The sequence below is a fragment of the Corynebacterium sp. L4757 genome (genome assembly GCF_043673995.1).
Lineage (GTDB): Bacteria > Actinomycetota > Actinomycetes > Mycobacteriales > Mycobacteriaceae > Corynebacterium.
In genome coordinates, this window is sequence record NZ_JBIMEN010000003.1 from 52,890 (window position 1) to 68,705 (window position 15,816).

Here is a 15,816-nt window from a genome sequence, read left to right on the forward strand (position 1 = left end):
TCACGCCTTCACGGAAGGGGAGATGAAGGAGAAAAAGAAGCAGTGCGCTACCCCGAGATGGAGTAGCGCACTGCTGGGAAGATTCAACTAGTCATGCACTTTGCCGGCGAAGAGTACCTGATTTCTAGTTGGTGTGAACATCTACCGTTGCCGTATTCGGGTCATAGGTGATGTATCCGCCCTGGAAGTCAACGCGAACTGAATTGCCGCCGGTTGCTTCGTTGACTGCATTATTAGCTTGATCAACTGCGTACTGGTCGGTGGTTGGCAGACCTAGCTGGGTTGCGTTGTCGTCCTGCGCCCAAGCACGAGCGAACTCACCGATGAGTGCGTGAGTGCCGGTGTCCTCGGAGGACAGGACCACGCCATTGGTAAAGAGCTGGTAAATCATCTGGGCGTTCTCAGAGTTTGGACCGCCAACAGGCGCGCCAAGAGCTGGGCCAAATGCATTGATGATGGCATTGAAGGACTGGGTGGTTTCTTCATCGCCCACGACGGAAAGTACCTGGGAGAGGATTCCTGGGATGGCATCGGTGGTTACGCCTGGTGCAACCTCTGTTCCTTCTTCTGGCAACGTGACCGCACCTGCGGCGATTGCTAGACCAGCAACTGCTGCGGCAACGGTAGCCAAGGACTGAACCTGCTCAGGAGAGATATTGGAAGAAGCCTCAGCGCTACCACCGTCAGCAGATGCGCTGGAATTGCTGCTGCCTTCAGCTAAGGAAGACAGTGCTGGCAGCAGGGTGTCGAGGCCACCGGTTGCGCCGTCTCCCTCGCCGCCTTCGCCGCCCTCTCCAGTGCCTGGATCTGGGCTGTCAATTGGGGCTTCTTCGCCAGCACCACTAGCAATCAAGGCATCGTACTTCGTCTTAGTAGCATTGCGGATCTCACCCCAGCGGGCAATAACATTGCCGCCTGGACACTGAGTATTGTGCAGGTCGCCGTGGCCATGGAAAGTTGGCACGGTAGCAGTTGCGCCGGCTGGGTACTTGGAAGCGCCGAAGCCACCGGAGGTCAGATTGACGGTGCCGGAAGGATCGAAGCCGGAGTTAGCGGCCTTCCACGCAGCGATACTGGTAACAGAGTTCAGCATTTCAGTAGATGGCTGAGCAGTCTCATAGTTGCCCATCATGGAAATGCCCCAGGTGTTGCTGTTGAAGCCACCAACGTGAGCACCCATGACACCGCGCTCGAGTCCGCCGTAGCGGCCTTCATAAATGGTGCCGAACTTATCCACCAGGACGTTATAGCCCATATCGCACCAGCCTAGGGTTTGTGCGTGGTATTGGTAGATGCCACGGACCTGCGCTGCTGCCTGCGCTTGGGTGTAGTTATTGCTGCCTGCAGTGTGGTGCAGGGTCAGAGCCTTGGTTGGCTCAGTGAAAGTCGGATCGGAGCAGCGGATGCTCTCATCTGCGCCCCAGGCGGAACGAGAAACTACCGATGGCAGACCTTCCGTATCAGCCATATTTGCGATGCCACCGTTTTGGGCTTTGCCGTCGATGAAGACAGCTTCCAGGTCAGATGCGGAGACAGCGCCGCTATCTGCAGGCAGTTCATCGGAATCAGCAACAGGTGCGATATCACCGATATCGGTAGGCATCGGCGCAGTCGCAGGGGAGATGCCATTGGTTACTGCACCAGCCAGATCGCTTGCTTCCTGGACTAGATCACCAGCAGGATTTTCTTCTTCAGAAGGAGTGGTGACATCAGCGTCGTAGTTTTGAACATCGCCTTCATTGCCGCCGTCTGCACCATTAGTGGTGTCAGCTTCGGCAGTGGCGTCATCGGCAGAGTCAGAAGGAGCTGCGTCAGCTTCTGCTTCTTCCGCTGGAGCTTCTTCAGTTGCCGCGTCGTCGGTGTTTGCGGCATCTTCGCCGAGTTCTTCTGCGACTTCTTCCTCGGTTGGGACGCCGAGGTCAACGTTGCCGACGGATACCTGAACGGCATTGGTGTCACCAACGAAGATGAGGTCGGTGCCGTTGGTGCCTTCGGTAATAACGTCCATTGGCTCAATGCTGAACCATTCGCCCCAGGTGCCGTCTTCTAATTCTGGGCGGACAAAAGCAGCCACGTCTTTTTGGCCCTGCCAGGTCAGCGCGAACATGGAGAAAGGATCATCCTGACGGAATTCCTTCACCGCGCGTGGGCCGGCGCCTTCGCCCTGGGAGGCGATGGCTGGGTCATCGACGACGACGGTATCGCCGTCGCCAAAGTTGGCAGAGCTGGTGCTTGCTTGGATGGGGCCGGAGCCACCATCTTGGGTGTTTAGAATCTGGTTCCCACCGAATGCGGCTGCAGCGGCGACTGCGATAGCCGCCACGACGGCGGTTACCGGAGTAGCCCACGATGACTTCGTGGGAACGAGTCGGCGTCGTTGTTGCACTGGAATCTCCCTATCAGTTACTTCGCCCTCAACAAGTGATGTCCTGCCAGGGTTGGAGCATCGCGGTTGCCGGCGTGATACTCACAGGCCATGTTAAGTGGCCATAGTGGTGCTAGTAAACAGCTGGGGGTAATGATACAGGTGTTACTAGAGTTATTCATGTTGAAAATTTCGGTGTGTCGAAGCTTCCTGCACTCCTAATTGCGTGCCATCGCAGCAAAAGATTGTGAATCTAATAGGCTGTCTTTTATGACCAACCTTGATAAGACTTACGATCTCATCGTCGTCGGCTCCGGCTTTTTCGGCCTTACCGTGGCAGAACGTACCGCTACACAGCTGGGCAAGCGCGTTTTGGTAATCGAAAAGCGCAACCACCTCGGCGGCAACGCATACTCCGAGCCAGAGCCAGAAACTGGCATCGAGGTTCACAAGTACGGTGCGCACTTGTTCCATACCTCTAATAAGCGTGTGTGGGACTATGTCACCCAATTCACCGAATTTACGGACTATCAGCACCGCGTCTTCGCTATGCATGATGGCACCGCGTATCAGTTCCCAATGGGTCTTGGCCTGATTAACCAGTTCTTTGGCAAGTACTACTCTCCGGATGAAGCGCGTGAGCTCATTAAGGAGCAGTCCGCAGAAATGAACGCGGAAGATGCGCAGAACCTGGAGGAAAAGGCCATCTCTTTGATTGGCCGTCCTCTATATGAAGCATTCATCCGCGACTACACGGCAAAGCAGTGGCAGACCGATCCGAAGAACCTTCCAGCAGGCAATATCACCCGTCTGCCGGTGCGTTATACCTTCAATAACCGCTACTTCAATGACACCTATGAGGGCCTGCCGGTCAACGGCTACACTGCGTGGCTGGAAAATATGTGCACCTCTGAGAATATTGATGTCGTTCTCGATACTGACTGGTTTGAGGTTCGTGACCAGGTCCGTGCAGCATCCCCCTATGCACCGGTTGTGTACACCGGTCCGCTGGATCGCTACTTCGACTTCGCTGAAGGTGACTTGGGATGGCGCACCCTAGACTTTGACATGGAAGTCCTCAATACCGGTGATTTCCAGGGCACTCCAGTGATGAACTACAACGATGCCGATGTTCCATATACCCGCATCCACGAGTTCCGTCATTTCCATCCAGAGCGCGAAAAGCAGTATCCGTCGGATAAGACCGTCATCATGAAGGAATACTCCCGCTTTGCGGACAAGGGTGATGAACCGTACTACCCAATCAACACTCCAGAAGACCGTGAGATGTTGAAGAAGTACCGCGAGCTCGCGGCCAAGGAAGTGCGCGAGAATAATGTGCTCTTCGGTGGTCGTCTCGGCACCTACCAGTACCTCGATATGCATATGGCGATTGGTTCTGCGCTCAACATGTTTGATGCCAAGCTAGAGCCATTCTTCAATGAAGGAAAGCCGCTCGAGCAGGAGCGCGGCCACTAAAAGCTGCTTCTTTTCCCACCAGCGCCTGGTGCTGCCTGAGTCTTTGATTTGGGCAGCGCCAGGCGTTTGTCGTTGTGCATGGTTAACGGAGAGGGTGCTCGTTGTAAACAAAAAGTTAACCAAAGAAGGGCCACGGCGACGGGGTTGGCAATGATTTTTTCGGGTTGGATTTTGCTGAGTTTCCGAATATGGCCCCATGGGCTGCAAAAAGTGTTATCCTCGAAGATGCAAAAGTAGTGGGTTAAAGCCAACTATTTGACAACGCCCACGTTGTGTCTTAAAGTTAAATCTAGGTTAACAAAAGGTCGAATTTAGATTCGCTAAATTGCCTACCGCCCGAAACCAGAAAGTGAGTGGGGGGAAATATGTTTATTGTTAATAATGAGTCCCGATTCGAAACTCTTCGTCAGGATCTGCATGAGGCATACGGCCATGCCCACGATTCGAAGACCATTGACGCCAAGTTGGATGAGGTCATCGCAAAGCATCAAAGCAAGGCCATCATTGATGACTACATTGCAGTTCTGGTGGAGCGCGAAGTCACCGAATACTTCGGTGAGCACCGTTACCATGTTCGTTTCGCAGCTGGCCTGAATGCTGACCTTGTGAACGCCGTGATTGCTTTGACCAAAAAGCACGCTGGCGATGCCCTGGTTGTTGATGGCGCAGTGTCGCACCCAGAAAACTTGACCGAGAGCCACATGGCTTATGTTATGGGTGAGCGCGGCTTGGACGCACAGGCACGTCACCTTGAGGACAATCGCACCGTTTCCATACCTGACTACATCGTTTACCTTGGTGCAGATGTGCCACGTGATGAAGCTGGCAAGGAGATCAAGATTTGGCCAATCGCACAGGCTGAGACCATGGAGCAGACCCGTGAGCTTGCCGATGACTTGGAGGCACGAGTGCTCTACATGCTCAACAAGTTGGGCATCACGCCACTGAGTGAGCAGGTAAAACTCACCGCGTAATAGCCACGTAACTAGCACTCAATAATCAATCGGATTCTTTCCGGTGAGCGCAAACAAGGCGCCCCGCAACTTTGTGTTGTGGGGCGCTTTTTACGTCCTGTGACAAATGTTAGTTCGGTAGCGGGGCGATTTTCGCCGTCTTAATGCGCGTTGGGCAAGGCCGGTGGGGGACCGAGCCAGTACTGTGAATGTTTAAAGACTGTATGGAAATGGGAGAATTGAAACCATCGTGACAGCAAACAACACTGTTTCTGACAATGCCGTTCAGCGCATTTTATTGCCCAAGCGAGGCGAACCTTTTGATGTACGCATGCTGTACATCATCGAAGCGGAACAAAACCGCGAGCGCCTACGCTGGTCCGACCGCACGTCGCTTACGGTACCGGCTGGTGAAGAGGTCTCATTCCAGACTTACTTCAACGCTTTTCCGGCATCCTATTGGCGCCGTTGGTCCCAGCTAGATTCGATCATCCTGGCACTGGATATCGAAGGCGAAGCCAATATCTCGATCTATCGTTCCAAGCAGGATGGTCAGCGTATTTCTGTGGCTAACCACCTGGTTGATAGCGGTCACCACGAGTTTGAGCTGGCCTTGAAGAACTTCGAGGACGGCGGCTGGCTATGGTTCGACGTGACCGCCGAGTCTGAAGCGACTATCTCGCAGGCCGCATGGTGTGCGCCTTCTGCACCTGGTCCCCAGACCATGCCGGATGGTTCCACCATCGAGCCTTCAGACAAGCGCGTTGCTGTTGGTATTCCAACGTTTAACCGCCCAACTGATGCCGTGGCCGCATTGCAAGCACTGGCAGAAGACCCAGTGGTGGATGGCATCATCGATTTCGTGCTCATGCCAGACCAAGGCAACCAGCACCCAGCAGATGAGCCAGGCTATGACGACGCCGTTGCGCACTTCGGTGAGCGCTTCCGTGAATTCCGCCAGGGCAATCTGGGCGGTTCAGGTGGCTACTCCCGCATCATGTTTGAGGCGCTAGAGAATACCGATTCACCATTCATCTTGTACATGGATGATGACATCGCGATTGAGCCGGACTCCATCCTGCGCGCAGTTCAAGCGGCACGTTATGCGGCCAGCCCGATTATCGTTGGTGGCCAGATGCTCAACCTGCAGGAACGCAGCCAGCTGCGCACCACCGGCGAACAGGTCAACCGCGGTGACTTCATGTGGGGCGCAGCACCACATGCCGTCTATGACCACGACTTTGCCAAGTACCCGCTCTCGGCGATTGGTGATGCACAAAGCCACAAGGATCCAAGCTCCTATGACTCCCGTGCGCTGCATCGTCGCGTGGACGTTGAATACAACGGCTGGTGGATGTGCCTGTTCCCACGCGTGGTGGCTGAAACCAATGGCCAGCCACTACCGCTGTTTATCAAGTGGGATGACACGGAATACTCCCTGCGTGCTGCAGCCAATGGTTTCCCAACGGTGACCTGGCCAGGCGCTGCCATTTGGCACATGGCGTGGGCAGATAAAGATGACGCGATTGACTGGCAGGCATATTTCCACCTGCGCAACCGCCTCATCGTGGCCGCGCTCTACCACGACGGTGACGTCAAGGGCATAACCAAGTCCATCTTCAAGTCCACCTTGAAGCACACCATGTGCATGGAATACTCCACCATGGCCATCCAGATTGAAGCCATGAAGGACTTCCTTGCAGGCCCTGATCAGCTCTTCGACATCCTTGAGTCCTCGTTGCCGCGCATTGCTAAGCTGCGATCCAGTTACTCTGATGCCGTTATCATCAATTCCGCTGATGAATTACCGGCACCAACTGGCGCGCCGGGCGTGCCGACCCAGAATATCGGTGGCCGTTTGGCCAAGCTGAAGAAGATTCCTTGGGCGGTCAAGGGCCTCAAGCACCTGGTGTCCAAGGAAGATCCGCGCCACCATGAGGCGCCGCAGCTGAATCTGACTCCAGATGAGGCACGCTGGTTCACCCTCTCTCGCGTGGATTCCGCAACTGTGTCCACCGCTGGTGGCACCGGTGTGGCATTCCGCAAGCGAGACCGTGACTTGGCCCGCGATTTGGTGGAGCAAAACCGTGAGCTACTGAAGGACATTGAAGAAAACTTCGATGAAATGCGCGCGGAATACCGCAAGGCATTGCCGGAGCTGACTTCCCGTGATTCATGGAGGAAGATCTTTGAGTAGCCTGAAAAAGCTCAGCACTGCGGAATCGCGCATCCTTGAGAGCATTCAGGATGTTGCCTTTGACGTGCCGGGAGTGCTGCCCACCGCGCGTGGGTTGAGCCACATGGGAGAGCATGCGCTTGGCTGGATGGGGCTTTCAGCCCTGGGCTGGAGCGTGGATAAGAAGCGTCGTCGCCAGTGGGTCGCTGTTGGTGCATCGGCATTTACCGCGCATGCGGCCTCAGTGATTATCAAGCGAATTGTGCGCCGTAAGCGCCCAGATTATTCTTACGTGCGCGTAGGAGTGGCAACGCCATCGAAGTTGTCATTTCCTTCTTCGCACTCAACGTCAACCACCGCTTTTCTGGTTGCATTATCCCGCCTTTATGGCACACCTGCACCTTTGGCTGGCGTGCCCGTTATGATGTTATCGCGCATGGTGTTGGGTGTTCATTACCCAACCGATACCGCATTCGGCGCGGCACTAGGGGCGGCGACTGCAGAAGCGATTGTTCGTTATGAAAGGAAGACTGCATGACCGAGAAGCCTGAAACCTATGAGGGTGACGGCCAGCAGAAGTTTTTCCATCCTGAGCCACACACCCAGGGTATTGAGGACTCACGCAAGCGCCGGCCGCCTAAGAATCTTGCCGATGGCATGATTAAGGCACTGCGCCCGAAGCAGTGGGTGAAAAACGTTTTGGTATTGGCAGCGCCAGCAGCCGCTGGTGCTGATGCTCTCTTCCACACCCGCACGTTGCTGGACGTGGCACTAGCCTTCATCGTCTTCTGTCTCGGCGCATCCTCAATTTATTTGATCAATGACGCGCGTGACGTCGAGGCTGACCGCGCGCACCCAACCAAGCGCTTCCGCCCGATTGCCGCTGGCGTTCTGCCGGTCAACCTGGCATATGTCATGGCCGTTGTGCTCATCATCGCGGCAGTTGGCTTGTCCTTCCTGGCATCGGCAGGCTTGCAGCTCGCGTTGGTCATCGCGGTGTACATCGCGCTGCAGTTGGGCTACTGCTTTGGATGGAAGCACATGCCAGTGATTGATATCGCGCTGGTTTCTTCTGGCTTCATGCTGCGCACGATGGCCGGCGGTGTCGCCGCAGGTATTGAACTTTCCCAGTGGTTCCTGTTGGTCGCCGCCTTCGGCTCGCTCTTTATGGCATCCGGTAAGCGCTACTCCGAAATTCTTTTGGCTGAGCGCACCGGCGCCCAGATTCGTAAGTCACTGGCGGGTTATACCCCGACCTACCTGCGTTTCGTGTGGACCTTGTCCGCCACCGCTGTGGTTATGAGTTACTCGCTGTGGGGTTTCCAGCTGGCTAATGAAACTGAGGGTTGGGCTGCTATTTGGTACCAGATTTCCATGGTTCCATTTACCATCGCGATTTTGCGCTACGCAGCCGATGTGGACCGCGGCAAGGGCGGTGCCCCAGATGAGATTGCGCTGGAAGACCGCACCCTGCAGATCCTCGCGCTTCTGTGGCTGGCGTGTATCGCCATGGCTGTCTATATCTTCCCAGCCGTGATGTAAGCTCCAGCGCTTGAGAAGTTCATGTCCTACCGTGGAAAAGTTTCCAGGTAGGGCATTAATTTTTGCCATTTGCTTGTGGCAGTTTCCACCCTTGCCCGGCACCGAGTAATCTTTGACATCATGCATCAAGCCGCAACCCGTTCTTTGGTAGAGCGCCAGTCCACCTGGTGGGCACTTGGCACGGCTCTTCTTGTTGGCGTTGTCGCTTTCATTGTCGGATTTCAGCGCCGCTGGATGTCCGATGACGGCCTCATTGTTTTGCGCACCGTACGTAATCTTTTGGAAGGCAATGGCCCCGTCTTCAACGTTGGCGAACGCGTTGAGGCAAATACCTCCACGCTGTGGCAGTACCTCATCACCGTTGCCCACATGATTACCGGCCAAGAGCTGGCGGTCATCGCGCTCTATGGCGCTTTGGGGCTCTCCACCCTGGCTATCGTCATCGGCTGTTGGGCCACCGCGCGGTTATATAAACCAGATGTTGGCCCTGACGCCGGTCCGGTGCATTGGTCAACGTGGACGGTTATCCCAGCTGGCGTCCTGGTTTATATTGCGCTGCCACCAGCCCGTGACTTCTTTACCTCCGGGTTGGAGTGGGGCCTGTCTATCTTCTACTTGGCGGTGTTGTGGGCTGTGCTTTTATGGTGGGCGCAGCGTGCCGATGGCACCCGCAGCCTGGATATCTCTGCCTACCTTGTGGCTTTCTGGGCGGGCTTGAGCTGGCTCGTGCGTCCCGAACTCGCATTATATGGCGGCATCGCTGGCATCGCGCTTTTCATTGCCCACCGTCATTGGAAGAATTGGCTGCTCATTTTGGCCGTCGCTCTGCCCATTCCTGGCGGCTATCAGATTTTCCGCATGGGCTACTACGGCCTGCTGACACCTCATACTGCAGTCGCGAAATCCGCGAGCGACTCCCAGTGGGCTTCCGGCTTTAACTACCTCAGCGACTTCGTTGGCCCCTATTGGCTATGGCTGCCCGTGCTGGTCCTGGCCATTGTGGGATTCTTCGCATTGAAGAACCCCCTCCTCGCGGGTCTTCAACGCGAGGTGAAGCAGCGACCAGTAGGAAAGCATCGGAAATCTGATAAGCCAGATAAAACCGATGGTGCGGCCAAGCCGTCCTGGATGGACAAGGTCCGCACCCCGGCAACAGCTGTGATCGTGCTGGTGGGCTGCGCGATCTTGCATTTCTTGTATGTCCTGCGCGTTGGCGGTGACTTTATGCATGGGCGAATGTTCCTGCTGCCACTTTTTGCCCTGCTTCTGCCTGTCTTTGTGCTGCCGCTGCGTCAATTCGGAAGCATTCTCATCGGCTCGATTATCACCGGGGCGATTGCACTATGGGCTTTGGTGATTGCTTACCGGGGCCTGCCGAATGACTGGTCGGAGTTTGATAGCGGACGCGAGATCGTTGATGAACGTGAGTTCTGGACCTATGCCACCCAACGTGAGCAGGGCGATCCGCCGATGAATGCGCAAGATTTCCGCGGTTCACCATTCTTGGAAGGATGGGATGAAGGCATTGCTGAACTCGAAGACGGTGATGCAATGATGACCCGCATTATCACCAGCCGCGATCCGAACCGGTTTAACTGGCTGGTACTGGAGCGTGATGAGACCCGTGATGATCCGCCGACGCTGTATCTGGTGAATATGGGTATGTCTTCTATGAATGCGCCGCTGAATGTACGCGTGCTGGACAATATTGGTTTGGCGACGCCTCTGGCCGCGCGTCAGCCGCGAATTGAAGATGGTCGCGTGGGACACGATAAGAACCTCGACCGCATTTGGCAGGTCGCCGATTCTGGGGTGGATCTTGATGAGCTACCAGAGTGGGTCGATACTGAGGGTGCCAAGGCTGCGCGCGCAGCTTTGGAGACTGAAGATTTCCAAAAACTTTTTGCCAGCTATCGCGAACCGCTAACGATTCAGCGCTTCTTTGATAACATCGCGTTCTCTCTCGGCGATGGCCGTAGCCTGCAGCTTTCTTCCGATCCTTATGATTACCTGCCAGAAGGATGGACTTCGGAGAGTCAGTGACTTTAGTTACTGGAATTAACAGCCAATTTTCATTGACTATTAATCTGCTCTAAAGTGCGTTAGTCTAGACGGGAACTTTGTTATCGTTCTGTGATGTTAACGCTTTGAGGGTTTCCACCGATATATAAAAGTACCTAAAAGTGCGCCCAGGATGTTGTGCCAAAATTGAGGAGAAACATGAAGGTCCTTTCCGCCGTAAGCACGGGCTTTTTCCGCCGTGCCATCGCCGTAATGGCCGCGATCATTATGGTGGCGTCCGTCGTCAGCGTAGCCGGTGCCCCAAAGGCCGAAGCTGCCAACCGTGACTGGCTGCGTCCTGACGCAACTGGCCACTGCACCTGGGACAGCGTCGGCTGGTGGGTGCAGCGCTGTGATGTCTGGTCCGAGTCCATGGGCCGCACCATTCCAGTTCAGATTCAGCCAGCGAAGCGCGGCGGCAATGCAGGGCTGTACCTGCTGGACGGTCTGCGCGCGACCGACCGCACCAATGCGTGGGTGAATGATGTCAACGCAGCACGTCTCTATGAGCCACATAACATCACCCTGATCATGCCAATCGGTGGTGCAGCATCCTTCTACGCTGACTGGAATGGTCCTGCGAAGTATGACCTGAACCAGACTGTGAACTACCAGTGGGAAACCTTCCTGACCCAGGAGCTCAAGGGCTACGTGCAGCGTCAGTTCGGTATTTCACCAACCAATAACTCCATTGCTGGTCTGTCCATGGGCGGCACTGCGGCCATCACCTTGGCTGGTAAGCACCCAGACCAGTTCCGTCAGGCACTGTCTTACTCCGGTTACCTGGCAACCTCCATGCCTGGTGCACAGACCCTGATGCGTCTGGCGCTGCTGGATGCGGGCGGATTCAACTTGAATGCGATGTATGGTTCGATGATTAACCCACGTCGCTTTGAAAATGACCCATTCAACCAGATTGGCAACCTGCACGGCACCGACGTATATGTCTCAGCAGCATCCGGCATTCCGGGCGCGGTTGATGCCAACTATCCGTGGAACCTCGCGCTCTCTGGCGCGATTCTTGAGGCCACGGCTTTGGCCACCACCAGAATCTGGGATACCAAGGCACGCGCCATGGGCCTGAATTTCACCGCTGATTACCCAGCGACCGGTCTGCACAACTGGGCGCAATTCGGCGGCCAGCTCTCCAAGACCAAGAATCGCGTTCTGGATGTCATGAACGCTTGGTAATGCTTTAACGCTGACGCGATAATCCCATCCTTGTTTCATGCAAGGATGGGATTTTGCTTTGGTCGGGGAGTGCAGCTTCAGTTCTTGTGTGGCCGGCTGGATCGAAAACCTCTAGCGCGGGGTGTGTCGCCGGCGCAAAAGTCTCAAGTTGAACTTAAACTTGAGCGCACAACAGACAGCTCACAATACTAAAATGTCGCGTCTGCCGGAGGAGGGGAACCCTCGGGAGAAGCACAAGACATGACGTAGCGCGAGACTTTCTTTTCTCAGGCATCAACTAGACCTTGAACGTGCCTAGGAAAGAGGGCAGTCGTGGCTCTGTCATGGCGCTATTTTTTATTGCGTGTGGACGTCTTATTCAACATGCACCATCACCTGGTTGCCGCTGAAGAAGTGCAGGTGTGCGGGATGCGTGCGGGTAAAAGAGTCCGCCTTGTGTCAGCGATAAGAACATAACAGCAAGCTATCCAATAACACCGACTATGAGGACATGTTCATGCGCTCTCCTGATTCCCGTTCCACTGTGCGTAAGCCAAGTGCAAAGCGCCGTCGACTCGGCTTTATAGCCCTCCCAACCGCAGCCGTGCTGGGCCTTTCGCTGATTCCTTTCGCAGGCGCACAATCTTCACAGGGCGGATCCTCCCTGCCGGGCGGTTCTAGCTTGTCTGACTCTTTTGCACCTGGTACCCCGCCGGAGCGCGATCCCATCAACACTGAATACCCAGACGTTGAAGGTCTGCCAGAGGGCGTTGACGTCAACCGCGTGGAATACCTGACCCCACGCCACCTCAAGGTATATATCCAGTCTGCAGCGATGCCGGAGCAGGAGCAGGTCGTGCAGATTCTGCTGGCTCGTGACTGGTACTCCCAGCCGGATAAGGAATTCCCTGAAGTTTGGGCATTGGATGGCCTGCGCGCGCGTGATGATGAATCAGGTTGGACCATTGAGACCAACATTGAGGAGTACTACGCCGACAAGAACGTCAACGTAATCATGCCTGTTGGCGGCGAATCCTCCTTCTACGCTGACTGGGAAAAGCCAGATAATGGCAAGCACTACATGTGGGAGACCTTCCTGACCCAGGAATTGGTTCCTATCTTGGATAATGAGTTCCGCTCCAATAAGCAGCGTGCTGTCGTGGGTATTTCCATGGGCGGTACTGCCGCGATGAACCTGGCGGAGCGCAACCCATACCTCTTTGACTTCGTGGGTTCCTTCTCTGGCTACTTGGATACCACCTCCACTGGCATGCCACAGGCAATTGCTGCGGCACAGATGGATGCGGGTGGTTATACCGCCACCAACATGTGGGGCGAGTATGGCTCACAAAATTGGATCAACCACGATCCAAAGCTGGGCATTGACGCGCTGGAAGACATGACCGTCTATGTTTCTGCTGGCTCCGGTCAGGATGACTACGGTCAGCTGTCATCCGTGGCGAAGGGCCCAGCAAATGCTGCTGGCGTGGGCTTGGAGGTTATCTCCCGCATGTCAACCGATACCTTCATTAAGCGTGCGAAGGACCAGGGCATTGATATTGAATCCCGCCTGCGCCCATCTGGTGTCCACTCTTGGGAATACTGGCAGTTTGAAATGACCCAGGCATGGCCAGTCATCGCGGACACCTTCGGCCTTGGTGAGGTTGACCGCGGCGCGGACTGCACCCCAGTCGGCGCGATTGCAGAAGCCACCGAATCCGGCGTCATTGGCAACTGCCTCAATGAGGAATATGACGTTGAAGACGGCAAGGCACAGGACTTCTCTGCTGGTACCGCTTATTGGTCCCCAGAGACCGGTGCACGCGCGCTCTTTGGCCGCATCAACGCCCGTTACGCAGAAATCGGCGGACCTACCTCCTGGTTGGGCTTCCCAACCACAGGTGAAACCACCACCCCGGATGGTGCAGGCCGCTTCGTACACTTTGAGAATGGTTCCATCTACTGGCACCCATCCACCGGCGCATACGCTGTTACGAAGAACATGATGCGCGCATGGGGCGAGAATGGCTATGAGACCGGTGATTTGAAGTACCCATCCGGCTCTGTCACCAACGTAGATGGTGGTGGCCAGTTCCAGAACTTCCAGAACGGTGTCCTGACCCAGAATGCGGACAAGGAAACCCAGATCGTTCACGGTGCAATTGGTAATAAGTACAAGGAAATGGGCGGTGCAAACTCCGCTGCTGGTTTCCCAACTGGCCCTGAAAAGAAGCTGCGCGATGGCGCATTCCAGGAATTTGAAAACGGCAACATCTACTGGTCCGCGTCCACCGGTGCACACTTCGTCCCTCATGGCGACATCTTCGACCACTGGGGCGAGAACGGCTTTGAAAATGGTCGCTACGGCTACCCAACCTCTGACCAGACTGACATTCCAGCGGGCGGACTGACCCAGGACTTCAGCGGCGGTACCATCCGCCAGGTCATGGGTATCGTCCGATAAAAATCAGGTTCATCAACCTACCCTGAAGGAGGACCCATGATGAAGCGAGCAATGGCTTCAGCGATCGCGCTGATAGCCAGCCTCACCCTGGTCGCGTGTGGTTCAGCCACCGTTGATAGTGACTCGGAAGTCTCACCAGACGCCACCGTGGCACCATTAGAGCGCGGCGATTCCGAATCTTCTGAGCAAGAATCGGAATCTAGTAGCGAAGAGTCTGAAAGCGAGAAATCTTCCGCGCCGTCGAGCTCTCGTGAACGTGACAATGAGCGCGAAAGCGAGGAGGCATCGACTAGCGCCGAGCCACAACCGGAAGACCGTGGCGCGCAAGAAGTTGAGCAGGCACCGACCCCGCAGGCACGCGATGCCGATGCCGCATTCCTCGATGACATTGCCGCGAGCGGCGTAGATACCAATGGAGCGGAAAGTCAGCTCATTGGTGCAGGTAATACTGCCTGCAACCCGGATGATTCCGTCACCATTCCGGCGGTCGCGGGCCAGCTGATTGAGCAGGGACGTACGGATCAAAGCGCGGAGGAAGTAGCTGCATTGATTAGTGAGAAGGCACAGGCAGCATACTGCTAGCTGACTTTCTAATCCCTGCCAGCTCAAAGGAGTAAAACTTCCACTTATGAGAAAAACACTGACTATCGTCGCCGTCATCATTGTTATCTTGGTGATCGGTGGCGGTGCCGCGCAGTACTTAATGCGCACTAACACCGGTCTGCCAGGCGGAATCGGTGACGACCCACAAGCGACCGAGGAATCTGAGGCAACTGAAGCTGCCCCTGAAACCCCGGCGCAGCCAGAATGGTGCCCTGCCTATGAGTTCATCTCAGCGCCCGGCACGTGGGAGTCTGCTCCGGATGATGATCCGCTAAACCCTTCGGCTAACCCATATTCCTTCATGCTGTCTATCACTAATCCTTTGAAGGAATCCTTCGGTGAAGACCAAGTGCGCGTGTGGACTTTGCCATACACGGCGCAATTTAAGTCTGTGCAGTCCCCGAATGAAATGAGTTATGACGATTCCCGCAATGAGGGCCAGGCGCGTCTAGAAGAAGAACTGAGATGGATGCATGGCGAATGCCCGCAGACCCAGTTCATCTTGTCTGGCTTTTCTCAAGGCGCGGTGATCGTTGGTGACGTGGCCGATGAAATCGGTGGTGGCACCGGCGTGATTCCAGCAGAGTCGGTTGCTGGTGTCGCGGTGATTGCGGATGGTCGCCGTGTAAATGGCGTGGGCATCAACCCAGGCAATGAGCTCGGTGGCATTGGCGCAGAGATTGCTCTGCAGCCGGTTACCGGTCTGGTGCAGCTGGTGGTACCAGGAGCATCCATGCGTGGGGAGCGCCCCAATGACTTTGGTTCTTTGGCGGATCGGACATTCCAGATTTGTGCGCCATCGGATAGTATTTGCGACGCGCCGCACAACATCGGCAATGCGGCAGACAGGGCATTAGAGCTTATCGATGCCAACGGCATCCATGCCATGTATGCCTCCAATGACGAGGTCATTCCGGGCACCACGACTAATCAGTGGGTTGTTGATTGGGCCTCGGGGATTATCAATCAAGGCTAGGACGCTCTAAGGTAACGTTTTAAGCAT

11 protein-coding genes are annotated in these 15,816 nt (G+C 55.5%); 10 read left to right on the top strand and 1 reads right to left on the bottom strand.

Annotated features, from left to right (window positions below):
* Positions 1–124 precede the first annotated feature (124 nt).
* Positions 125–2,386 carry an N-acetylmuramoyl-L-alanine amidase gene (locus ACG98I_RS05050; protein WP_394719195.1) on the bottom strand — a complete coding sequence of 754 codons (2,262 nt, stop codon included), beginning with the start codon at positions 2,384–2,386 and terminating at the stop codon, positions 125–127.
* A 249-nt stretch (positions 2,387–2,635) separates the two neighbouring features.
* Here ACG98I_RS05050 and glf point away from each other — a divergent pair, with 249 nt between their 5' ends.
* The 10 genes from glf (at position 2,636) to ACG98I_RS05100 (ending at position 15,789) form a co-directional block, all read left to right on the top strand.
* The gene (gene glf, locus ACG98I_RS05055) at positions 2,636–3,844 is read left to right on the top strand and encodes a UDP-galactopyranose mutase (RefSeq protein WP_394719193.1); all 1,209 of its coding nucleotides are present in this window, start codon (positions 2,636–2,638) and stop codon (positions 3,842–3,844) included.
* A 365-nt stretch (positions 3,845–4,209) separates the two neighbouring features.
* Positions 4,210–4,818, top strand: coding sequence for a three-helix bundle dimerization domain-containing protein (locus tag ACG98I_RS05060; protein ID WP_394719192.1), 609 nt, complete (start codon positions 4,210–4,212; stop codon positions 4,816–4,818).
* A gap of 229 nt (positions 4,819–5,047) precedes the next feature.
* Positions 5,048–6,994 (top strand): glycosyltransferase, encoded by a 1,947-nt coding sequence (locus tag ACG98I_RS05065; protein WP_394719190.1) that lies wholly within the window; start codon positions 5,048–5,050, stop codon positions 6,992–6,994.
* Positions 6,987–7,511: a phosphatase PAP2 family protein gene (locus ACG98I_RS05070; RefSeq protein WP_394719188.1), complete on the top strand. Its 525-nt coding sequence runs from the start codon at positions 6,987–6,989 to the stop codon at positions 7,509–7,511. Before ACG98I_RS05065 ends, ACG98I_RS05070 begins: the two co-directional genes overlap by 8 nt.
* Positions 7,508–8,515, top strand: coding sequence for a decaprenyl-phosphate phosphoribosyltransferase (locus tag ACG98I_RS05075; protein WP_394719187.1), 1,008 nt, complete (start codon positions 7,508–7,510; stop codon positions 8,513–8,515). Before ACG98I_RS05070 ends, ACG98I_RS05075 begins: the two co-directional genes overlap by 4 nt.
* A 120-nt stretch (positions 8,516–8,635) precedes the next feature.
* Positions 8,636–10,558 (top strand): flagellar motor control protein ZomB, encoded by a 1,923-nt coding sequence (zomB, locus tag ACG98I_RS05080; RefSeq protein ID WP_394719278.1) that lies wholly within the window; start codon positions 8,636–8,638, stop codon positions 10,556–10,558.
* A gap of 177 nt (positions 10,559–10,735) precedes the next feature.
* Complete coding sequence (locus ACG98I_RS05085; RefSeq protein ID WP_394719185.1) at positions 10,736–11,767, top strand: alpha/beta hydrolase; 1,032 nt, start codon at positions 10,736–10,738, stop codon at positions 11,765–11,767.
* Between the two features lie 496 nt (positions 11,768–12,263).
* Positions 12,264–14,210, top strand: coding sequence for an alpha/beta hydrolase-fold protein (locus ACG98I_RS05090; RefSeq protein WP_394719184.1), 1,947 nt, complete (start codon positions 12,264–12,266; stop codon positions 14,208–14,210).
* Between the two features lie 36 nt (positions 14,211–14,246).
* The gene (locus ACG98I_RS05095; RefSeq protein ID WP_394719182.1) at positions 14,247–14,792 is read left to right on the top strand and encodes a hypothetical protein; all 546 of its coding nucleotides are present in this window, start codon (positions 14,247–14,249) and stop codon (positions 14,790–14,792) included.
* Between the two features lie 46 nt (positions 14,793–14,838).
* Positions 14,839–15,789, top strand: a complete 951-nt coding sequence (locus ACG98I_RS05100) for a cutinase family protein (RefSeq protein WP_394719181.1) — start codon at positions 14,839–14,841, stop codon at positions 15,787–15,789.
* Positions 15,790–15,816: the final 27 nt, after the last annotated feature.